Source organism: Indioceanicola profundi (assembly GCF_003568845.1).
GTDB classification, from domain to species: Bacteria; Pseudomonadota; Alphaproteobacteria; order Azospirillales; family Azospirillaceae; genus Indioceanicola; species Indioceanicola profundi.
In genome coordinates this window covers 979,200-1,000,360 of record NZ_CP030126.1, presented here as the reverse complement: position 1 = coordinate 1,000,360, position 21,161 = coordinate 979,200, and the positions used below count along the sequence as shown (strand labels likewise).

Here is a 21,161-nt window from a genome sequence, read left to right as displayed (position 1 = left end):
AAATACCGCAGTCAGGGCGGTTCGCCGAAAGACATTCGCGGGGAAGGCCCCTGCGGAAAAAGGGGCGGCCCGTCAGGCCGCCCCCCGATCGGTCATGCCTTAGAACTGAACCTTGGCGAAGACCTTCATACGGTAGACCTCGAAGTTCACGTCGTTCGGGCTGATATTACCGAAGGGCGTGATGATGTCGCCGTTGGCCGCGCGCTGCAGCGTCTGGCCGGTGCCGGCCCGGAACTCGGGCGAGTACTTGCCGTCGATGTACTGGACATCGGCGCCGAGCTCGAAGCCGGACAGGAAGTAAGAGGCCTGCACGGCGAACTTGTTCGCGGAGTGCTCGCCGGTCATGTACTCGGCATAGCCGAACGTGTTCGACCCTTCGAAGCCCAGGCCCGGGTTGCGGACGTTGGTGGTGCCGTCGAACAGGTCGACATATTGCCACTCATAGACCAGCCGGGCGAAGAAATCGTCGGTGAGCTGGTAGCCCGCGGACCCGCCGACAGTCCAGTAATCCGCCTTGCGGTTGTCGTCCGAAGTGCTGGTGACGGCCCGCTGGGCCTCCGGCAGTGCCGCCCAGTCCGGATTGACAGCGATGAAACCGGCCGGCGTGGTGCCGAACGCATCGGTGTCGTTGCCGCCGTTGAAGGCGATGGTGTTGTACGCCTGCTCCAGGAAGCGGGCGCCGGTGACGCGGTTGTCCTTGTCCTTCACGTACTTCACGCGGCCGCCCAGCTGCACGCCGTTGCCGACGTCCAGCAGGTAGTTGCCGTTGAGGGCGAAAATCCAGAGGGTCTTGTCCTGGAACGGCGCATAGGGCGAGCGGAAGTCGCCGCCGACACCCCAGCTCCGCAGATTGTCATTGCGGGCGAAGGTGGCGCAATCGGTGCCGAAGTTCTCGCCACCGCAGGCCTGCCAGTTGGAGTCGAAGGTGATGAACGACGCCTCGCCTTGCAGCTCCAGGTCGCCGGCGCTGTAGCGCGGCACCAGGGTGACTCCCTGCCAGCCCAGAACGGACTCTGCCGCCCGCTCGTCGAAGTCGGTCAGGTCGTTGTCGGTGGCGAGCGAAACCACCTGGTCCATGTGGCCGTTCCAGCCGCCATAGCCGATGGAGTAGATCACCTCGCCGTTCGGCGAGGACCCGGCATTGTACAGCGGACGGTGGTTGGCCCAGAAGCCCTCGCGCCCCTCGGTCAGCAGCACGTCGCTCTCACGACGCGCGGCCATGAGGGAGTTGTACTCCGCACCGATGTGGAAGGCCTGGACGGCCAGGGAGAAGTCGGAGCCGAAGAGGCTGGCCACTTCCATGTTGGCGACGACGGAGAAGTCGTCCGCATCCTTGCGCAGGGTCGGGCTGAAGGAGCAGCCGCCGCCCCACTCCGTGCCGCAGACATCTTCCTTGATGTCCGTGTTGGAGTAATAGGCTGCGAAGGACATGTCCACGCCAGGCAGGCCGGAATACTGGCCCTTCAGACCGCCGACCGTGTTGGAATAGCGGTTGCGGGTATCGACGCCGTTGCGGATGTCGTTGTCCGCCTCCACCTCGCCATCGAAGGTCTGGGTGGCGATGACGGTAAAGTTGCTGGTGGAGCTGGGCGCGTACTTCACCTGCCCGACATAGGCGGCGTCGTTGGCGAACAGCTCGCCCGAGCCGAAGCCCGGGCCGGCCCAGAGCCGCGGCAGGGAAATGCGGGCCACGTCCCACTTGACCTGCCCCTCGACGGCGGAGCCGGCCAGCATGACGGCGGCCAGGTTGTCGCGGTCGATGTAGCGGATCTTGCCGACCGTGAACGGGTCCCACTGGCCCATGTCGTTGGTGCCGAGGAACGCGCTGTCCAGCCAGTCATAGCCCGGCGTCAGGCGGATGAAGGCGCCGCGCAGCTTGACGTACTGGGCGGACAGGGGATTCGCTTCGTCGCCGCGGACAATCTGCCCGTTGCCGTCGACCGACACGTCGCTGCCGAAGCCGCCGCCATTGGCCCAGTAGTTCTTGCTGAAGCGGCTCTGGATGCGGGCGCCGACCTCGACCTGCCGGGAAACCTGACTGCGCAGGCTCAGATCCACTTCCGTGCCCTGACCCTGGTCGCCGCCTTCGCGGGCCGGGTTGGTGTCGGCGGACGCCAGACCGCCCTGGAGATTGCGGTTGCCGTCCAGGAACTTCATGTAGACGGTACCGAACCAACGCAGATTGCTTTCCTGCGCCTGGGCCGTGCCGGCAGGCACAGCCGCAGCAAAGCCAAGCAGGGCAACCCCGCTCAGCAGTCTCTTCCTCATGATTCTCTCCTTCTGGAACCCGGGTCCCTTCTTGACGGGGACCCGGGGTGTACTCGCCTGGTTGTCTTACTTCTTGACCATGGGGATGACGGCGGTCTTCACCGCCTCGCCCTCAGGGCCGCACTCATAGGCCTTCAGCACGTCGTACTGGGCCTGAGCCTCATCCGCACCGCCGGCAGCGCCGCCGGCCAGGATGTCCATCGCGTGCGGATCGCACATGCCGTCATTGCCGCCGCCGAAACGGTGCTGGCCTTCGAACTCGTTCACGCGGCGAGTCATCAGGTCGCCGCCGGCGGGGAAGCCCTCGTTCGACTGCACCACGACCTGATAGCTCCAGCCGCTCGGATCGCCGGAGCCGATATCGCTGGCCTTCACCGAACCGGCGATGGTCTTGCCGGAGCCCTTCACGCGGCGCGGAACCAGGATGTCGTCCTTCAGGCTGGCCGCCTTGGCATTGATCTCGGAACCGATGCGGGCGGGCTTCTGCGGGGACAGCAGCACGACCTTGTCCCAGCCGGGCTCCAGCTGGACGTTCAGGCCGGCCGGGGCGTCCTTGTGCTTGCCGGTCCCGGTGTTGATGAAGACGAAGACGAGCTGGGTGGCGAAGCCGGTGCCCATGCCCCAGGGATCGTTCAGGTTGCCGGCCACGTCGACCTGGAAATCCACGTCGCTGCCGGACTTTTCGACGCGCAGGCCGGTCAGGTCGAAAGCGCCCGGCAGATAGGCGCTGTCGGTCGGGTAGACATAGGTGCCCGGGCCCTTGTCGTCGCCGACCGGGTCGCTGAAGGACACGCTCTGAGCCTGCGCCGCCGTGGCGAGGAAAGTCGCGCCGAGGATGCCGGCCAGTAGCTTGGTGTAGTTGTGCTGCATGATGCACTTCCCTGGTGGTGTTATGTTTCTGTACGCGCGGGCAAGGAACCGGGCCGCCGGCCCCGTCCGGGGCCGCCCTAGCCCTTCACGCCCCCCGCCGTGAGACCGGAGACGAGATATTTCTGCAGATAGAGAAAGAGGATCACGACCGGCAGCGAGACGATGATCGAGCCGGCGGCGAAATATCCCCACTGGGCGGAGAACCCGCCGACGAAGAAGCGCAGGCCGACCGGAGCCGTGTACCGCCCCTCCTCCGTCATGAAGACGGAGGCCAGGATGAACTCGTTCCAGCCGGTCATGAAGGAGAAGAGCGCCGTCACCGCCACCGCGGGCTTGGCCAGCGGCAGGATGATGCGGAAGAAGATCGTGGAGCGGGAAGCGCCGTCCATGATGGCGCTCTCCTCGATCTCGATGGGGATCGTGTCGAAATAGCCCTTCAGCATCCACACGCAGAAGGGAATGGCCGTCACCGCGTAGACCAGAACCAGCCCGATATAGCTGTTCCCCAGACCCAGCCAGCTCACGATGATGATGTAGAGAGGGATCATCATCAGCGTGCCCGGGAACATCTGGGACACCAGGAACATCATCATGCCCGACTGCCGCCCCGGAAACCGGAAGCGGGAGAAGGCATAGGCCGCGGTGCAGGCCAGGAAGACGCCGACGATGGTGGTCAGCCCCGCCACGATGGCGCTGTTCACCAGCCAAGTCAGGAACGGCTGCTCGGTCAGAACGTCCTTGAAGTTCTGCAATGATAGCTGCGCCGGCCAGGGAGTGACCGCGCGCAGCCGATCCAGGAAGCCTGCATCCGGCGGCAATGAGGCGATGGACAGACTCTGCTGTCCGGAGAAGGCAAGCGCCATCACCCAGAGGATCGGGTAGCAGGCCAGCAGCGTGAACAGCCCCAGCCCGAGATGCAGCCCGAGGTGACGCGGTGCCGAGCGCTTTCGCGGCATGCGGGTGCTGCCGGTTGCAGGGGTGGAGGCGGCGGTCATCGTCGTCATGGCTTCACCGCACCTGTTCCGTGGCCCGGCTGACCCGGTTCTGGAAGACCCCGTAGCCCAGCAGGATCAGGAAAATCACGAAGGAATAGGCCGCGGCGTAGGCGTACTGGTAGCGCTCGAACGCCAGCTTGTAGGCCTTGGTGATTAGGATCTCGTTAGCGCCCGCGGGCTCCCCGCCCGACACCAGATAGATCACGTTGAACATGTTGAAGGTCCAGACCACCGACAGGATGATGGCCGGGATCAGCGCCGGCTTCAGCAACGGCAGGGTAATGTTCCAGAACTGCTGCCACCGTGTGGCGCCGTCGAGCTGCGCCGCCTCGTACATGTCCGACGGGATGGAGGAGAGCGCGCCCAGGCTCACCACCATCATGAAGGGGAAGCTCAGCCAGCCGTTGGTGATGACACCGGTCATGAAGCTGCTGAACACGCTGTCGAACCAGGCGATGGGCTCGCCCCCGAACAGCATGATGGCTTGGTTGATGACGCCGAACTGCTGGTGGAACATGCCCTTCCAGGTCAACGCCGTGATGTAGTTCGGGATGGCCCAGGGCAGGATCAGCAGCACGCGGTAGACCGCCTTGCCCCGCAGCCCCTCGGTGTTCAGCGCCAGCGCAAGCGCCAGCCCGACGGCAACGCCGATGGCCACGTTCGCGACGGTCCAGCAGACGGTGATGAACAGCGTCCAGTAGAAGCTCTCGTAATTCACGCTCCAGCCGTCCGGCGTGGTGCGGATCACGTCGAAGTCGCCCAGGATGGCGGCGTAATTGGCGAAGCCCACCCACAGTTCGGTCAGCGGAACCGACTGGTTGAACAGGGTGCGCTCGGTGAAGGACAGCATCACGCCGTAGGTGAAGGGGAAGAAGACCAGGAACAGCATGCCCAGGATGGCGGGCAGCACGTAGACATACGCGTCCCGGTGCTCCCGCACCGTGCCGGCCAGCCGCCCCGCGGCTCCCAGCGCGAAAAAGGCGGTGATGCCCAGCGCCAGCGCCGCCGTCAGCCAGAGCTGCCGCCCCAGACCGTCCAGCGTGCCGGTCAGCGCCTGCCGGACGGCCGCATCCTCGACCTCTCCCGTCGGCGAAATCTGACCGAGAGGACGGCGGAAGATATCCACATCCCAGGCGCCCGCCCCCAGGCCCGCTCCCACGATGCCGGCCCCTTCCGCAGCGGAGCCGCGAAGGCCGGTGACGACCTGCTGCACCTCGGCAATCTGGCCGTTCCGCGCATCCGCCACGCGGCCGGTCTCCGTCCGCACGAACAGGGCGGCCGTGCCCAGCAGCAGAACCGCGGCGATGGCGAACAGAGTCCAGCGCGATGCGGCAGCCCCGCCCCTTCGCCGGAGCGCCAGGACCGCCGCCGCCATCAGCACCAGACCGCCGAGCGCCATGCCGACGGCCAGACCGGTTCCGGCGGCGATGGCCGGCGCCGCCCGCTCCCGCTCCACCTGGGCAAGGCCCCAGTAGCTGTCTCCGGCATAGACCGGAACCGATACGCCCAGCCGGTCGGCGGCCGGGGCGGCCAGCTCGATCTCCGGAAGCCGCTTGATCCCCTCGCCGGCGTTGCTGTCGACATTGGCGCGCAGGGCGTTGGCCAGATCGAACAGCGGCTTCTCCTCGCGGGACAGGCGGCGGGGAACATCGCCCTTCTCCAGGTCGGCCGGAACGTCGGAGTAGACGAGCTGGGCGCCGGACTGGCGGATCAGCCGGACGGCCCGGATGCCGGGGTCGCCCCGCCGCCACGTCTCCACCGCTGCGCGAACCTGTTCCGGTTCGGCCCCGGCAGCCTGCAGGGCGCCCACCATGTCGGCCAGGCTCATGGCCGACACGGTGGCCTTGCGCGCCTCCGCATCCTGCCGGGCGGACTGGATGGTCTGGCCGGCGAACCACAGGCCCGCCGCCAACAGCACCACCAGCCCGGCCAACAGGCCGAGGAGCGCCGAATACCCTGTATGCTGCCGCACCTTCATCGGCCCTGTCTCACCGGCTCTTACGCAGGTTGGCGATATCGGCGGCCAGCATCTGCTGCGCCTCGTCCAGGGCCTGCTTCGGGCTGGCGGTGCCCTTGACGATCTTGTTCATGGCCGTGGTCATCGGCGACCACATCAGCGACATCACCGCCAGGTTCGGCATCGGGACGGCGGTTTCCGCCTGGGCGCGGAAGCCGGACAGGATCGGGTCCTTGGCAATGGCCGGATCGCTGTAGACATTCTTGTTGGTGGGCTGCTGCCGGCCTTCCAGCGCCATGATCTTCGCCACCTCGTCGGTGGTCAGGAAGCGGGCCAGCTCATAGGCCGCGTCCTTGTTCTTCGACTGGGCGGAGACGAACAGCCCCTCCACCGTCATCCAGGGCCGCATCGGCTCGCCGCCGGCCTCGTCCAGCGTCGGCAGCGGCGCGACGCCGATCTCGATGCCCTTCGCGACCTCGCCCAGGAACCACGGGCCGGAGAAGACGATATCCGACTTCCCCTCGTTGAACAGGGAGGTGACCAGCGCGGTGGAGGGTTCCGCCGGCAGGACGCCGTCCTGCTTGAACCAGCTCATGAGCTGTTCGAACGACTTCACGTTCGCCGGACTGTTCACCGTCGGCTCGGCCAGGGTGCCAGCGCCGTCGGTCATGAAGAGCCCGCCGCCGAAGCCGTTCATCAGCGCGGCATGGTAGTAGAAGTCGGCATAGGTGTAGGACCAGCCATAGCGGCCGGTGGAGGCGTCGGTGTTGGCCTTGGCCCACGTCACCAGCTCGCCCGTCGTCCTGGGCGGGTTCTGGACCTTCGCCTTGTTGTAGATCATGGCGATGGCCGCGTACTTGAACGGCAGGCCGAACACCTGGTCGCGATAGGTCATCGCCTCCATCATGTTCGGCAGGAAGCGCTCGCGGACATCGTCCTCGATATAGAAGTCGATCGGCTCGATGATGTTGCCGGCCTCGATCCAGCCGCCCAGCCGGTCCTGCGCGAAGATGAACAGGTCCGGACCGGTGCCGCGCGGCACGGCGGCGGAGATCTTGTCGGCATAGGCGTCGAACGGCACCGGCAGGGCCTTGGCCTGGACGCCGCCCTGGTTCTGCTCATTGAACAGCTTGATGGCCTTGTCGAACGCCGCCCTCTCCTCGCCGCGGTAGGCGTGCCACACGGTCAGCGTCTGGCCCTGTGCCAGCGCCGGAGGTGCCGCCTGAACGGTCAGCGCCGTCGCGAACATGGCCGCTCCGGCCACAAGGATCAGGTTCCTGCGCGAAAACTGCATGATTCCTCATTCCTCCCTTGAGCAGCGGCCCCGTCCTGCGCCGGGGTCACTGCTGAACGCTGTTCCGCCTTTTTTGCCTCACGCTTCGGCGATGCGCTTTTCAGTCTGGGCGTCGAACAGGTGCAGCTCGTCCGCCTTGACCACCAGTTCGATGAGATCACCGATCCGCGGCAGCACGACGCCATGTCCACGGATTTTGCCGATCACCATTTCCTCGCCGACCCGGAAATGAACGATGGCCTCATGGCCGAGCGTCTCCACAATCTCGACCTGACCGCGGATCGGGGCGGTAGCGCCCCACTGGTGCTCCTCCACATGGCCCACATGCTCCGGCCGGAAGCCCACCGCCACCGCCTTGCCGCGGTGGGCGGAGATGCCGGCCCGGAAAGAGGCCGGCACCGGGATCGCTAGGTCGTGGTAGCGCAGGGCCGTGCCGTCCGCGTCCACCGCCATCTGGATCACGTTCATGGACGGCGTGCCGATGAATCGCGCCACGAACAGGTTCTGCGGACGGTCGTACAGCTCCAGCGGGGTGCCGACCTGCATCAGGTTGCCGCCGGGGTGCCGCTTCAGCGGGGCCAGAACGGCGATGCGGTCGCCCATGGTCATGGCTTCCACCTGATCATGGGTGACATAGACCGTGGTGATCTTCAGCCGCCGCTGAAGCTTGGAGATTTCCGCCCGCATGGTGACGCGCAGCTCCGCGTCCAGGTTCGACAGCGGCTCATCGAACAGGAAGACCTTGGGCTTTCGCACGATGGCGCGGCCCAGCGCCACGCGCTGCCGCTGGCCGCCGGACAGGGCGCGCGGCTTGCGGTCCAGATACTCGGTCAGGCCCAGCATGGTCGCCGCCTCGCCGACCAGCGCGTCGATCTGCGGCTTCGGCATCTTCCGGATCTTCAGGCCGAAGGCGATGTTCTCCCGCACCGTCATGTGCGGATACAGCGCGTAGGACTGGAAGACCATGGCCACGTCGCGGTCCTTGGGGTGGACATCATTCACCACCCGGTCCCCGATCGTGAGGTCCCCGGCGCTGATCTCCTCCAGCCCCGCGATCATGCGCAATGCCGTGGACTTGCCGCAACCCGACGGGCCGACAAAGACCATGAATTCCTGATCCGCGATGTGCAGGTTCAGGTTCTCGATGACCGGAACGTCGCCGAAGCGCTTGGCAACATTGTCGAAAATAATCTGGGCCATTCGGATCAGGTCTTCTTCTGCGGCTCGTCCGGTTTCACTTCACGACCAGATAGCGGGCGGTCAGTCCCGGCACGGTAAGGGCTATCTGCGCCCCCGCCTCGCCCAGATCCTCGCCCGTGACAGCGTCGGTAATGCTCTTGCCCGTCCAGGATTCCGGGAGCGGGATCGTGGCGGCCGCCTCCGCCTTACTCCGGTTGGCAGCGACGATGACGCTGTCACCGCTAGGCTCGTGACTGCGCTGGAACACCAGCAGGTCGCCCTCGGTGCTCAGCTCCGTGTAGTCGCCGTGGGAGAAGGCCGGATGGGCGCGGCGGGCTGCGATGATGCGCTTGTAGTAGTCGCGTAACTCCTCGTTCCGAGGCTTGCCCTTGCCGGGCTGGATATCCATGTCGCCCCAGGGCATGTCGGTTCGGTTCTCCGGCCAGTCGCCGCCCAGCCGCCCGACCTCCTCCCCGTAATAGATCTGGGGCATGCCGAGGCTGGCCATCTGCAGCGCGGCCGCCACCTTGAACCGCTCCAGATCGCCGTCGAGCTGATAGAGGAACCCCGGCACGTCATGGCTGGACAGGTAGTGCGCCATGATGTGGCCGTCGCGTACCCGGTGGCGCTTCTGCAAGAAGCGGCTGAAGGCGATGGTCCGCCCCCGCCCCTGGAGCCAGGACAGCGTCTCGCCCTGGAAGGTGAAGTCCAGCGCACTGTCCAGCCGGTTCGCCTCGAAGTACGGGTCCGCCACCTGATAGCTGCCGCCCCAGATTTCACCCAGAAGATGGAAGTCCTGACCCAGCTCCTGGTCGATGATCTTCCGGTGCATGTCCCAGAATTCGGGACCCAGATGCTTCACCGTGTCGAGCCGATAGCCGTCCAGCCCCACCGCCTTGGCACGGGGAATCTGCATCTCGATCAACCACTTGGCGACCTCGGGCTTCTCCGTCTTGAAGTCCGGCAGTCCGGCCACGCAGGTGGTCAGGTCGTCCCCTTCGGGTCCGCAGTTATTGAATTCCGTGGAGCGGAGCAGATCCCGCGCGTCCGGCCTGGCGAGATAGGCGGAGCCGTAGCCGGCGTGGTTGTAGACTGTATCCAGCAGCACCTTGATACCGCGGTCGTGGGCCGCATCCACCAGGGCCTTCAGCTCCGCCTCGGTGCCGAAGCGTGGGTCGATCAGGGAAAAGTCGTCCGCCCAGTAACCGTGATGGGGCCAATGTTCGAAATCCAGGCCGCTGTTGACCGGATGCTTGATCTGCTCCATCACCGGAGTGATCCAGATGGCGGTAACGCCAAGGTCCGCCAGATCGTCCAGCCGCTGAGTCAGCCCGACGAAGTCGCCGCCATGGAAGCCGCCTGGATTATCCCGCTGCACATCCGCGTTATTCGACTTGCTGCCGTCGGCGAAGCGATCGAGGAGCAGAAAATAGAGGATGTCCTCCGACCAGGGCCGAATCGGCTTCTGCGCCAAGGCGGGGCCGGCGGCCGTACCGAGGGCGGCAATTGCCAGCAGCGCGACGCCGCAACGACGCGCGAGGCTCCCCGCGGAGCCACGCCAGAACCTTGGATTCGGCAACGTTTCCCCCTCGCATCCAGCCGGAAGCTTGTCGCTGACCCGCGGTTCCGGACGTTGGAATGCCCCTACGTCTACGGGAAGATGCGGCGGCGATGCCTCGCTTATGGCCTTGTAGTAACATTACAATCATGAAACGGCGGATTGGCAAGCGCTTTCCTGATGGGGTGGGGTTGGTTTTCCCGCAAAAGTATTGCCCCTGATAGCCATGCACCGATGGCATATTCTGCTTTTCGATCAATCCTGTCTTTTGTGTCGCCGTGACCGGACTTGTGCTAGGTCTTACCAGCGGCGCAGAGAAATCCGTTATTCGAAGTTGCATGGCCACCACGGACCTTTGTGTAACTTTCCTACAAAACCCAGGGCATTCCTGTTGAAAAGATGCCGAAAGGCCATCACGCCCGAAGCGTTCTGATCCAAGGGCTGATAAAAGCCCGAAGGCGTGACAAGGGGGAGGAGACGAGGCGTGCTTGAACGCATCCGCGCGATGATGCCGGGCCTGCGCAAATCCGAGCAGAAGATTGCCGAGCTGGTGCTGAAGCGCCCGCATTCCATGGTCAATGCCTCGGTCGCGGAGGTGGCGCGCGATGCCGCGGTGAGCCAGCCCACCGTGGTGCGCTTCTGCCGGGCCATCGGCTGCGCCGGCTTTCAGGATTTCAAGCTTCGCCTGGCCCAGGACCTTGCCACCGGCACGCCCTATGTCCACGAAGATGTGAAACCGGACGATCCCATCGCGGATGTGGCGGCGAAGGTGCTGAACCGCTCCATGGCGGCCATCGCCCGCATCCGCAATCAGATCAATGCCGATGCCGTCGGCATGGCGGTGGATATCCTCTGCGCCGCGAAGCGGCTGGAATTCTACGGCTTCGGCGCGTCCGGCATCGTGGCGATGGACGCGCAGAACAAGTTCTTCCGCCTTGGCCTGCCCTGCACGGCCTATACCGACTTCCATGTCCAGGCCATGTCCGCCGCCATCCTTGGGCCGGAGGCAGCGGTGCTCGCCATTTCCCATACCGGACGGACCCGGGAATTGCTGCGCAGCGTCGAGCTGGCGCTGGAGAGCGGGGCGAAGGTCATCGCCCTGACCACCGGCGGCACCCCGCTGGCCGAACGCGCTACCGTGTCGCTCCTGGTGGATGTGGAGGAGGATACCAGCATCTACACGCCCATGACCTCCCGCCTCTCCCATCTGGCGATGGTGGACGTACTGCAGGTCGGCGTCGCCCTTCGGCGCGGCACCGGGCTCACTAACAGCCTGGTCCGCTCCAAGCGGCCGATCCGCGAGCGACGCACCACCCAGCGGGCCTGACGGCCCCTTCCCCTCCGCCCTCCTGCCTGCCGGAGCCTGCCGCCATGGCCATCAGCCCCGACGTCATCGCCCTTGTCGTATCCGCCAGCCACGGCAACCCGTTCGCGGTGCTCGGCCCCCATGGGGAACCGGAGCGGGACGGCCGCAGCGCCGTTCGCGCCTTCCGCCCGGAGGCGGAGCGGATGCAGCTCGTCTCCTCTGACAGCTCGGTGCTGAAGGACATGGTTCGCCGGCATGAGGATGGCTTCTTCGAAGCGGAGCTGGATGACACGACAGCTCCCACCTACCGCCTGCGCCTGTTCCGGGGGGAACGGAGCTGGGAAATTGAAGATCCCTACCGCTTCGGTCCCAGCCTGGGCGACTTGGACCGCCACCTGCTGGGCGAGGGTCGGCACTGGCGGGCCTATGACGCCATGGGCGCCCACATCTGCACCATGGATGGGGTGGCCGGGGTGCGCTTTGCTGTCTGGGCGCCCAATGCCCGCCGTGTTTCGGTGGTCGGCGACTTCAATGGCTGGGACGGGCGCGTCCATCCGATGCGCCTTCATCCCGGCCTCGGCATCTGGGAACTGTTCGTGCCTGGTGCCGCAGAGGGCGACTCCTATAAGTATGAAATCCTGGGCCCCCAGGGAAACCTGCTCCCGCTGAAAGCAGATCCCTATGCCTTCGCGGCGGAGTACAGGCCTGCCACTGCATCGAAGGTCGCCCGTATCGACCGGCATGAGTGGAGGGATGCCGCCTGGCTGGAGCAGCGCGCCGCCCGCATGGACCGTAGCGCGCCGATCAGCATCTACGAGGTGCATCTCGGCTCCTGGAAGCGGGGAGAGGAAAGCCACTTCCTCACCTACCGCGAGCTGGCGGAGCAACTCGTCCCCTACGTCAAGGAAATGGGCTTCACCCATCTGGAGGTGATGCCGGTGCATGAGCATCCCTTCGACGGTTCCTGGGGCTACCAGCCGACCGGGCTCTATGCCCCCACTGCACGCCATGGCAGCCCGGCAGACTTCCAGGCTTTCGTGGATGCGTGCCACCAGGCCGGGATCGGCCTCATCATCGACTGGGTACCGGGCCACTTCCCCAACGACGCCCATGGCCTGTACGAGTTCGACGGCACCCATCTCTATGAGCATGCCGACCCGCGCCAGGGCTATCACCCGGACTGGAACACCGCGATCTACAATTTCGGCCGGCAGGAGGTGGCGAACTTCCTGACGGCGAATGCGCTGCACTGGATCAGGAACTTCCATATCGACGGGCTCCGCGTCGATGCCGTCGCCTCCATGCTCTATCTCGATTACAGCCGCAAACAGGGCGAGTGGGTGCCCAACCGCTTCGGCGGGCGGGAGAACCTGGAGGCCATCGACTTCCTGCGCGCGATGAACGAGCTGGTCTATTCCAAGGATGAGGGGGCAGCCGGCGGCGCCGTCACCATCGCGGAGGAATCCACCGCCTGGCCGGGCGTCTCCCGCCCCACCTATGTCGGCGGGCTGGGCTTCGGCTACAAATGGAACATGGGCTGGATGCACGATACGCTGCAATACATGCAGCGCGACCCCATCCACCGCCGCTTCCACCACAACGACCTGACCTTCGGGCTGCTCTACGCCTTCTCGGAGAATTTCATCCTGCCGCTCAGCCATGACGAGGTGGTGCACGGCAAGGGTAGTCTGCTGGCCCGCATGCCGGGCGATGCCTGGCAGAAGTTCGCCAATCTCCGGGCCTATTTCGGCTTCATGTGGACCCATCCCGGCAAGAAGCTGCTGTTCATGGGCGGGGAGTTCGCCCAGGGCCGGGAATGGAATCACGATGCCAGCCTGGACTGGCACCTGCTGGACATCGACTGGCACCAGGGCGTGCAGTCCGCCGTGCGCGATTTGAACCGCCTGTACCGCGATACACCCGCCCTGCACGAGTTGGATTGCGAGGGAAATGGCTTCCGCTGGATCAAGGGCAATTCGGCGGACGAATCCATTCTGGCCTTCGCCCGCTTCGGAAAGGCTCCGGACCAGGCCGGCGGAACTGCCGTGGTGGTCTGCAACTTCACCCCGACTGTCCGCCAGGATTACCGGGTCGGCCTGCCCGAAGGCGGAGTCTGGCGGGAGGTGTTGAACACCGATGCCGCCGCCTATGGCGGGTCCGGCGTCGGCAATCCCGGTGGCACCGCCGCCGAATCGAAGGAATGGGACGGCCAGCCCTTCAGCGCCGTCTTCACCGTGCCCCCGCTGGGCACCATGGTTCTGGTGAGGGAAGCATGACGACCGCCCCTGCCCTGTCACCTGTCGTCGTTGGCTGCATGCGGCTGCTGCAATGGGGCCTGGATGCTCCTGGCCTGCGCGACTGGATGAAGGCCGCCGTCGATCTGGGCATCAACAGCTTCGACCACGCAGACTGTTATGGCGGCTACACCGTGGAGGGGCGGTTCGGGGAAGCGCTCGCGCTCGAGCCGGGGCTACGTGACCGGATCGTGCTGATCGGCAAGATCGGGGTGATGTTCGATGCCCCCGGCAACCCTGTCCGCACCAAACATTACAATCTCTCCAAGGTTCACCTGATCGAACGGGCGGAGCGGTCCCTGCGGGAGCTGCGCACTGACCGGCTGGACTACCTGCTGCTCCACCGCCCCGACCCGCTGATGAACCCGGACGAGGTGGCGGCAGCCATTACGGAGCTGAAACGATCCGGCAAGGTCCTGGCCTTCGGCGTCTCCAACTTCAGCGCCAGCCAGGTTCGCATGCTGGCCTCCCGCGTGGAGGAGCCCCTCGTGGCGAACCAGGTGGAGATCAGCCTGGAGCATCCAGACGCCCTGTTCGATGGCACGCTTGACGCTTGCATGCAGACCGGCATGGTCCCGATGGCCTGGTCGCCGCTGGGCGGCGGCGGGCTGTTCCGGGACCCCGCCGCCTCACCGGAGCTTGATCGCCTCCGCGCCGTCCTCTGGGAGGTTGGTCAGGCCCATGGCGGGGCGGTGCCCGATCAGGTGGCGCTTGCCTGGCTGATGACCCATCCCGCCGGCATCCGCCCCCTGGTCGGAACCGGCCGCCTGGACCGTCTGGCCGGTGCGGCGGGCGCAGCGCGCATCAAACTGGACCGGCAGGACTGGTACAGGCTGCTGGAAGCTGCCCGCGGCATCGAGGTGCCCTGAGCTGTCTCAGGCCGCTACGCTTACTCCTGGACTGCCGGCACGGGCTGGAAAGGTGGCGGCAACCGCCTCGGCCACCTCCGTCGGCGAAAGGGCACGGAAGCGGCGCCATGCCTCCGCCGGGTCTGCGATCCCCTGGGCGCACACAGCGGCGGCCAGAAGCTCGTCCACCGCGACGCTCCCTTTGATCCGCAGGTCCGAACGGGCCCGGAGCAGCTCCGACATGGCCCACAGCGTCTCCACCGTGAGCTGTCGATAGGCGGGATCGGCGATCCGGTCCAACAGCAGCTCCACCGCCAACGCGAAATCCCGCTCGTCCGGCGTGGCATCGGCCCGCAGCACGAAGCTGTCCAGCCGGTGTGCGGGTTCGGCTGGATCGGCGATCACCAGGGCATCGCAATGGTGCAGCACCTCCCAGACCCTGGCGAAGAAGTCAGGAGGCACCGGCAGCAGCGCACCGGTTGCGTCCCGCCATGCCGCCCAGTCGCAGCCGCCGGCGATGAAGCCCGCCACCCAGCCCGCCGTCTCCGCCTCCAGTCCGAAGACCGGCCGGTCGGACTCCATCCCGCTCAGCGTTGGAAGACAGAACTCCCCCGTCATCCCCGGACAGCCAGCGATAAGCCGGCGAAGCCGCGTCGCCACGTTATGCGGGCTCTCCCCGGCAAGGTGCCGGCAGGCCTCCGCCTCGTCGATGCTCCGGTCCCGTTGAAGGCTGCGCACCAGCAGTCCGACCAGGTCAAGCGGGCGGAGCGTCAGGCAGTGGCGGAACAGGTCCGGGTTCGCCTTCACCGCTGTCCCGCAGAACAGCACCATCTCCTCGGCCAACATGTCCTGGCAGGGGTCGCCGGCGCAGGCTCGCGCCAGCCGGGCGATCACCCCGGCATTGTCCAGCGGCGTATCAACCAGATCGCCGGGCTGTCCGGTGCGGCCCAGCATGATGCGCTTGCGGCGCACCACCATCTCCTTGACCGCGTCCTGCAACCGCTCGTCATGCCGGCCAAGCCGGTAAGCCGCGGTTCGGACGGTGGCCCATTGTCCGTGGCGTCCGGCCGTGCGGTAGAGAAGCTCCAACTGCTCCTCCTCCGACAGATCCGGACGGTCCAGCGCCTCGGTCTCGGCCGCCACTTCGAAGCGGTTGGAGGGCGCAAGCGGTCGTCCCGGCGGCACGCCGTGCAGGCTGACCGTATGGGCGTCGGCCAGCGCCTGCCCCAAGGTCACGCCCCGGATCGCCAACTCCGGAACCCGCCCCGCCGAGAGGGCGGCCAGTGTCCGCGCCAGCTCGTCGAAACCGGCGGACTCCGTCATGCCATGGGTCACTGGCAGCACCAGCAGCGGCGCCTCCGACCGGGTCCAGCTCCGGTTGACATAGGCCACCTCGGTCAGAAGCCGCTGGATCACCAAGCGGTTGTCGAAGCTGAAATAGAAGCCATCCTCACCGATGAAGGTCGGCACGAACACGGTCGGCTTGCCCGAAAGGCGGAAAGCCTGCGCCGTGATGAGGCTGCCGAGACGGCGCGGCGGCCGCCCGGTCAAACCCAGTGCGGGACAGTCGCCGATGTGGCCCAGCACCTCCGTCAGCACGTCGGGCGCGCAGACAGCGACGGGACCGGCGGGATCGAGACGCTGGGCTTCCACCCCGAACCTGCCGAGGCTGCATCGGATATCCTCATCCTCGGCCAGCACCACCAGCCGAACCGGCACCGGCGGCTTGCGCCCGATCCGTGAGCGGCGGTTCAGCGGGTCGATATCCGCCGGGGCGAGCAATCCCGCTTCCAGCAGCAGCCCCACCACATACAGGCTCTGTGCCCAGAGCAGCGGCACATTCTCGTTCGGCACGCGCGGCTGGCTGCCCGGTGCGGCCCGCTCGGCCTCTGCCAGCTCGGCAGGGACGATGAACAGCTCGGGCAGCAACGGTTCTCCATGCCGCTCCACCAGCAGCCCGTCCAGCTTCTTCCGGTAGACGGACGCCGCCTCCCGGTCTCCGGTCAGCAGAGCCGTGACATAGCGATAGGTGAAGAAGAGCGGCCATTCCGATTCGATCCCGTCGAAGCGGCTCAGCTCCCCTGCTTCGTAGTGCAGGCGGTTATGGTCTTCCAACGCGGTCTGATGCCCGTCGCGCAGGAAGCGCTTGGCGCCCCAGCGCCCTTCCAGCTTGGCCGCGATGTTGGCGCTGGTGCGGGCCACCAGATCGGGGTCCTCCACCGCGAAGGCGGGCCAGCCGATCACGGAGAGGAGCGCCGCATCCACCTCCTTGGAACCCGATTCGCGCGGCAGCAGCGCTTCCAGCGTGGCGCGGGCGCGGGCGATCTCGTCGGGGACCACATGGATGACGGCCTGCCGCCCCTCGCCGGCGCCGAACGCGTCCTCCCCGAACATGTCCATGCCCTGGATGGCTTCCAGCGCCGCCTTCGCCATGCCGATGGAACTGGCATTCAGCTCCGCCCTGCCGTCATTGATCTTCCGGCCCCGCTCCCAGATGCCGTAATCGGCGATGCGGTAGGCCGGGCCGATGTAGTGGGCCAGATTCTGGACGAACGCCACCTCGTCCATGGTGTACAGGATCGGCAGGCCGGAGCGCGTCATCTGCGCCAGCATCAGCAGGAACAGCGAGGTGGCGTCGATCTGGAGGTGCCCCCAGCCATTATCCTGCGCCACCGTTTCCCCGGTGCTGGCGGAATAGATCGCGTGCAGGCTGTCCAGCGGGTTCTGGGTGTGCTTGAACCTCTCCACCTTCGCGGCCTGCCGCATCATGGCCTGAAGCAGGCCGCGCATGGTCTTCAGCACCGACTGCTCAAGCAACCGGGCGCGAGCGGGACGGTCGCCCCTTCGGCGGTAGGCCAACCCAAGTGCCCAGGCGCCGATGACGCTGTAGACGTTGTCTCGGACCCACGCATGGGTGTAATTGCCATGCACGGTGATCGCCGTACTGGCCGGCAGCAGGCCGGTGACCGGGTGCTGGCGCGACAGCATCACCTTTGTGACATGATCGTACAGCCGGTCCAGCGCCGCGATGGACGCTTCCGGACCGCTGATGCTGCCGGGCGGAAGGAGCTGAAGTGTCATGGGGCGTCGAACCGTGGCAGGGCGCGAGGGCTATGTCTCTTGAAACGGCCGTCGGGCCATCTGTCGCACATGGATTTTGTAATCCTGGTACCGGAACGCGGTCCTTGGCAAGCCGGACATCACCGATAGCGCGCAATTCTTAACAACGGCTCACATCCGAAAGTGATTTGAGGCTTGTAACGCTACTACTAATATCACAACGCAAGGGACCGCCGGACAGCCCCGGTTCCGCGCGCCCGCCACCACCGACCCATCCCAGATCCAAGACATGAACCTCGAGCGCGCCAGCGGCATCCTGCTGCATCCAACATGCCTACCCGGTGGCCATGGCATCGGCGACCTGGGCCCGGCGGCCCGCCACTTCGTGGACCAGCTTGCGGAAGCCGGGCAGTCCTGGTGGCAGATCCTGCCGCTCGGTCCCACCAGTGCCGGCAACTCCCCTTATTCCGCCCTCTCCACCTTCGCCGGCAATCCGCTGCTGATCAGCTTCGACGACCTGATCGCGGAGGGGTTGGCCGACAGCGCTATCCAGTACCGCCTGCCGCAGAACCGGGCAAACGGCGTGGATTACGGCGACGTGGTCTCGGCAAAGCTGGCGGCGCTGGACGAGGTCTGCGCCAACTTCCTGCGCCGTGACGGCAGCGATGAGCTGTGGGCCGATTTCGACCTCTTCCGCGCCCGGCATGAAGCCGACTGGCTGGACGACTACGCCCTCTTCATCGCGCTGAAGGACCGCCATCGCGGCCGGCCCTGGCAGGAGTGGAACGCGCTCTATGTCATGCGCGACCCGATGGGCCTGTCAGAGGCGCGCCACAGCCTGGGCATGGAAATCCGCCGCATCAAGGTTCAGCAGTTCCTGTTCTTCCGCCAGTGGGAGCGGCTGCGCGCCCATGCCCATTCCAAGGGCGTGAGGATCATCGGCGACATTCCGATCTTCGTCGCCGGCGACAGCGCCGACGTCTGGTCCAAGCCACATTTGTTCGAGTTGGACAATACCGGTCGCCCGACGCTGGTCGCCGGCGTCCCGCCGGATTATTTCAGCGCGACCGGCCAGCTCTGGGGCAACCCGCTCTACCGCTGGGACGCGCACCGGGCGGAAGGATTCGCCTGGTGGCAACTCCGCATGGCCAAGACGCTCGAGATGGTCGATCTGGTCCGCGTCGACCATTTCCGCGGCTTCGAGGCATACTGGGAAATTCCCGCTGGGCAGGAAACGGCCATCAATGGCCGCTGGGTCCCCGCCCCTGGGTACGAGCTGTTCCAGTCCCTGCGGGACCGGTTCGGCGATGTGCCGGTAATTGCAGAAGACCTCGGCATCATCACGGATGAGGTGGAGCGTCTGCGGGACCATTTCGGTTTCCCCGGCATGCGCGTCCTGCCCTTCGAGTGGGGAGAGGATTTCCATCCGGAGCGGTCGGACTCGAGCCGGCATCCAGAGAACCGGATCTTCTATACCGGCACCCACGACAATGACACGATCCTGGGCTGGTTCCGCCATGTGGGCGGGGTGGACTCGGATACCGGTCGGGCGATGCTGGACTTCCTGCACAGCAACCATACCGCCGTACATTGGGACTTCATCCGCTATGCGATGGAAACCAATGCGCGCCTGGCGGTGGTGCCCGTGCAGGACGTGCTGGGCCTGGGTACGGAAGCCCGGATGAACATCCCCGGCGTGGCGGACGGCAACTGGGCCTGGCGTCTGCAGCCCGGCCAATTCGACCATCATGCCGTGGAGGGGCTCCGCGCCCTGACTGAACGGACCAGCCGCCTGCCCGGCCAGTCCTGAGCTGGCGGCAGCCGAGGACGGATTGCGACGACCAGGACAGGGAAGTCGCAATCCGCCAAGCGCCACACGTCGGCGCTTACGGCCGCAGCACCACCTTGATGCAGCCGTCCTTCTTGTCGCGGAAGGTGTGATAGGCCTCCGGCCCGTCCTTTAGGTCCAGCTTGTGCGTGATGACGAAGGTTGGGTCGATCTGCCCTTCCTCGATCCGGCGCAGCAGATCATCGGTAAAGCGCTTCACATGGGTCTGGCCCGTTCGCATGGTCAGGCCCTTGTTCATGAAGGCACCCAGCGGAATCTTGTCGGCCAGTCCCCCGAACACCCCGGCGACAGAGACGATGCCGCCGGGGCGGCAGGCATAGATCGCCTCACGCAGGGCCACCGGCCGCTCTGTCTCCAGCATCAGCGTGGATTTGGCCTTGTCGTACATGCCCATCAGCCCGTGCGCACCCAGGCCGGCATGCGCCTCCATGCCCACAGCCTCGATGCATTTATCCGGTCCGCGCCCGCCGGTCAGCTCATTGAGCCGCTCCAGCACCGGCTCCTCATCGAAGTTGATGGTGATGGCGCCCGCCTCCTTGGCAAGGGCCAGCCGTTCCGGGACGCGGTCGATGGCGATGACCGTATGGGCGCCCAGCATCAGGGCGCTCTTGATCGCGAACTGTGCCACCGGCCCGCAGCCCCAGATCGCGACGACATCCGTGGGCTGGATGTCGCAATGGACCGCCGCCTGCCAGCCGGTCGGGAAGATGTCGCTGAGGAACAGGAGTTGATCGTCGGTCAGTCCGGTCTTCGGCACCTTGATTGCCGTCGGGTCGGCGAAGGGCACCCGCACATATTCCGCCTGCCCGCCGGCATAGCCGCCGGTCAGGTGCGAATATCCGAACAAACCGGCGGTGGTATGGCCGAACATCTTGGCGGCCAGGCTGGCGTTCCGGTTGCTGTTCTCGCAGACGGAGAAGTTGCCGCGCCGGCACTGGTCGCACTTGCCGCAATTGATGGTGAAGGGGATCACCACCCGGTCGCCGACCTTCAGGTTCTTCGTTTCCTTGCCGACCTCGACCACCTCGCCCATGCATTCATGGCCCAGCACGTCGCCGCTTTCCATGAACGGAATGTACCCATCCATGAGGTGTAGGTCGGAACCGCAGATGGCGCAGCTTGTGACCTTGATAATGGCGTCCTGCGGATCCTCGATCTTCGGATCGGGAACCGTGTCGTAGCGGATATCGCCTTTCCCGTGCCAGCACAGCGCCTTCATCGTCCGGTTCCTCTCTTGTCTCGGTCGGTTGAACGCCGAACAGGCGGGGCATTGATCCGGTTCCGACCTTGGAGGGCGGCCGCTCATATCAGGTCCGGCCGTTATTCCGGCCGGATTAACCAGAACCAAGCCAGGATTCCGGCTCCTGCCAGCCAGAGCGCAAGGATCAGCGCGGCGCTAGCCCGGCTGACCGGCCGGTCGAGAGCGGCCGCCCGTTCCCGTAGTTCCGTCATCAACGCAACAGGGATCAGACGCACCGCCAGCCAGATGCCGGCCGGAACCAGGATCAGATCGTCAAGATAGCCCAGCACAGGAATAGCATCGGGGATCAGGTCGATCGGCGACAGCGCATAGGCCGCAACCACCGCCGCCAGGACCTTGGCATGCCAGGGCACCCGCCGGTCACGCGCCGCGAGCCAAAGGGCCAGTACGTCCCGCTTCATCATGCTAACCCAACGGCGTAG

At 65.9% G+C, this 21,161-nt stretch carries 14 protein-coding genes; 4 read left to right on the top strand and 10 right to left on the bottom strand.

The genetic code is table 11. The features are described 5' to 3' along the window. Nucleotides 1-99: 99 nt before the first annotated feature. The 7 genes from DOL89_RS04680 to DOL89_RS04650 all read right to left on the bottom strand — a co-directional run bounded on the left by DOL89_RS04680 (nt 100) and on the right by DOL89_RS04650 (nt 10,142). Complete coding sequence (locus DOL89_RS04680; RefSeq protein ID WP_119678092.1) at nt 100-2,268, bottom strand: hypothetical protein; 2,169 nt, start codon at nt 2,266-2,268, stop codon at nt 100-102. A gap of 66 nt (nt 2,269-2,334) precedes the next feature. Then, on the bottom strand, nt 2,335-3,138 hold the full coding sequence (locus tag DOL89_RS04675) for a glucodextranase DOMON-like domain-containing protein (RefSeq protein WP_119678091.1): 804 nt from the start codon (nt 3,136-3,138) through the stop codon (nt 2,335-2,337). A 77-nt stretch (nt 3,139-3,215) separates the two neighbouring features. Continuing rightward, complete coding sequence (locus DOL89_RS04670) at nt 3,216-4,142, bottom strand: sugar ABC transporter permease (protein WP_205574645.1); 927 nt, start codon at nt 4,140-4,142, stop codon at nt 3,216-3,218. A 4-nt stretch (nt 4,143-4,146) separates the two neighbouring features. After that, complete coding sequence (locus DOL89_RS04665) at nt 4,147-6,111, bottom strand: carbohydrate ABC transporter permease (RefSeq protein WP_205574644.1); 1,965 nt, start codon at nt 6,109-6,111, stop codon at nt 4,147-4,149. Between the two features lie 10 nt (nt 6,112-6,121). Further along, nucleotides 6,122-7,384, bottom strand: a complete 1,263-nt coding sequence (locus DOL89_RS04660; RefSeq protein WP_205574643.1) for an extracellular solute-binding protein — start codon at nt 7,382-7,384, stop codon at nt 6,122-6,124. A gap of 78 nt (nt 7,385-7,462) precedes the next feature. Beyond that, nucleotides 7,463-8,584: an ABC transporter ATP-binding protein gene (locus DOL89_RS04655; protein WP_119678090.1), complete on the bottom strand. Its 1,122-nt coding sequence runs from the start codon at nt 8,582-8,584 to the stop codon at nt 7,463-7,465. A gap of 34 nt (nt 8,585-8,618) precedes the next feature. After that, nucleotides 8,619-10,142 carry an alpha-amylase family glycosyl hydrolase gene (locus DOL89_RS04650; protein ID WP_119678089.1) on the bottom strand — a complete coding sequence of 508 codons (1,524 nt, stop codon included), beginning with the start codon at nt 10,140-10,142 and terminating at the stop codon, nt 8,619-8,621. A gap of 463 nt (nt 10,143-10,605) precedes the next feature. Between DOL89_RS04650 and hexR the strand changes: the two genes are divergently transcribed. Genes hexR through DOL89_RS04635 form a run of 3 tightly spaced genes read left to right on the top strand, consistent with a single transcriptional unit; the run spans nt 10,606 to nt 14,590 of the window. Then, nucleotides 10,606-11,448, top strand: coding sequence for a transcriptional regulator HexR (gene hexR / locus DOL89_RS04645; protein ID WP_119678088.1), 843 nt, complete (start codon nt 10,606-10,608; stop codon nt 11,446-11,448). A gap of 44 nt (nt 11,449-11,492) precedes the next feature. Then, nucleotides 11,493-13,703, top strand: coding sequence for a 1,4-alpha-glucan branching protein GlgB (gene glgB, locus DOL89_RS04640; protein WP_119678087.1), 2,211 nt, complete (start codon nt 11,493-11,495; stop codon nt 13,701-13,703). Beyond that, on the top strand, nt 13,700-14,590 hold the full coding sequence (locus DOL89_RS04635) for an aldo/keto reductase (protein WP_162937330.1): 891 nt from the start codon (nt 13,700-13,702) through the stop codon (nt 14,588-14,590). The genes glgB and DOL89_RS04635 overlap by 4 nt, the downstream gene beginning before the upstream one ends. A gap of 6 nt (nt 14,591-14,596) precedes the next feature. Here DOL89_RS04635 and DOL89_RS04630 read toward each other — a convergent pair whose 3' ends face one another. After that, entirely contained in the window at nt 14,597-17,650 is a 3,054-nt protein-coding gene (locus tag DOL89_RS04630; RefSeq protein WP_119678085.1) for a glycoside hydrolase family 15 protein, read from the bottom strand. Between the two features lie 268 nt (nt 17,651-17,918). On the opposite strand from DOL89_RS04630, the gene malQ reads away from it, so the two are divergent. Continuing rightward, entirely contained in the window at nt 17,919-19,439 is a 1,521-nt protein-coding gene (malQ, locus tag DOL89_RS04625) for a 4-alpha-glucanotransferase (protein ID WP_119678084.1), read from the top strand. A 76-nt stretch (nt 19,440-19,515) separates the two neighbouring features. On the opposite strand, the gene DOL89_RS04620 is transcribed toward malQ, so the two are convergent. Both DOL89_RS04620 and DOL89_RS25465 read right to left on the bottom strand, forming a co-directional pair. Then, nucleotides 19,516-20,697: a zinc-dependent alcohol dehydrogenase gene (locus DOL89_RS04620; RefSeq protein WP_119678083.1), complete on the bottom strand. Its 1,182-nt coding sequence runs from the start codon at nt 20,695-20,697 to the stop codon at nt 19,516-19,518. Between the two features lie 101 nt (nt 20,698-20,798). Continuing rightward, nucleotides 20,799-21,143: a YkvA family protein gene (locus DOL89_RS25465; RefSeq protein WP_404813479.1), complete on the bottom strand. Its 345-nt coding sequence runs from the start codon at nt 21,141-21,143 to the stop codon at nt 20,799-20,801. Between the last annotated feature and the right edge of the window lie 18 nt (nt 21,144-21,161).

Coding starts and splice junctions, on each gene's coding strand:
- DOL89_RS04620 (WP_119678083.1), bottom strand. CDS start 20,697: ATGAAGGCGCTGTGCTGGCACGGGAAAGGCGATATCCGCTACGACACG.
- glgB (WP_119678087.1), top strand. CDS start 11,493: ATGGCCATCAGCCCCGACGTCATCGCCCTTGTCGTATCCGCCAGCCAC.
- DOL89_RS04630 (WP_119678085.1), bottom strand. CDS start 17,650: ATGACACTTCAGCTCCTTCCGCCCGGCAGCATCAGCGGTCCGGAAGCG.
- malQ (WP_119678084.1), top strand. CDS start 17,919: ATGAACCTCGAGCGCGCCAGCGGCATCCTGCTGCATCCAACATGCCTA.
- DOL89_RS04675 (WP_119678091.1), bottom strand. CDS start 3,138: ATGCAGCACAACTACACCAAGCTACTGGCCGGCATCCTCGGCGCGACT.
- DOL89_RS25465 (WP_404813479.1), bottom strand. CDS start 21,143: ATGATGAAGCGGGACGTACTGGCCCTTTGGCTCGCGGCGCGTGACCGG.
- DOL89_RS04660 (WP_205574643.1), bottom strand. CDS start 7,384: ATGCAGTTTTCGCGCAGGAACCTGATCCTTGTGGCCGGAGCGGCCATG.
- DOL89_RS04635 (WP_162937330.1), top strand. CDS start 13,700: ATGACGACCGCCCCTGCCCTGTCACCTGTCGTCGTTGGCTGCATGCGG.
- DOL89_RS04680 (WP_119678092.1), bottom strand. CDS start 2,268: ATGAGGAAGAGACTGCTGAGCGGGGTTGCCCTGCTTGGCTTTGCTGCG.
- DOL89_RS04655 (WP_119678090.1), bottom strand. CDS start 8,584: ATGGCCCAGATTATTTTCGACAATGTTGCCAAGCGCTTCGGCGACGTT.
- DOL89_RS04665 (WP_205574644.1), bottom strand. CDS start 6,111: ATGAAGGTGCGGCAGCATACAGGGTATTCGGCGCTCCTCGGCCTGTTG.
- DOL89_RS04670 (WP_205574645.1), bottom strand. CDS start 4,142: ATGACGACGATGACCGCCGCCTCCACCCCTGCAACCGGCAGCACCCGC.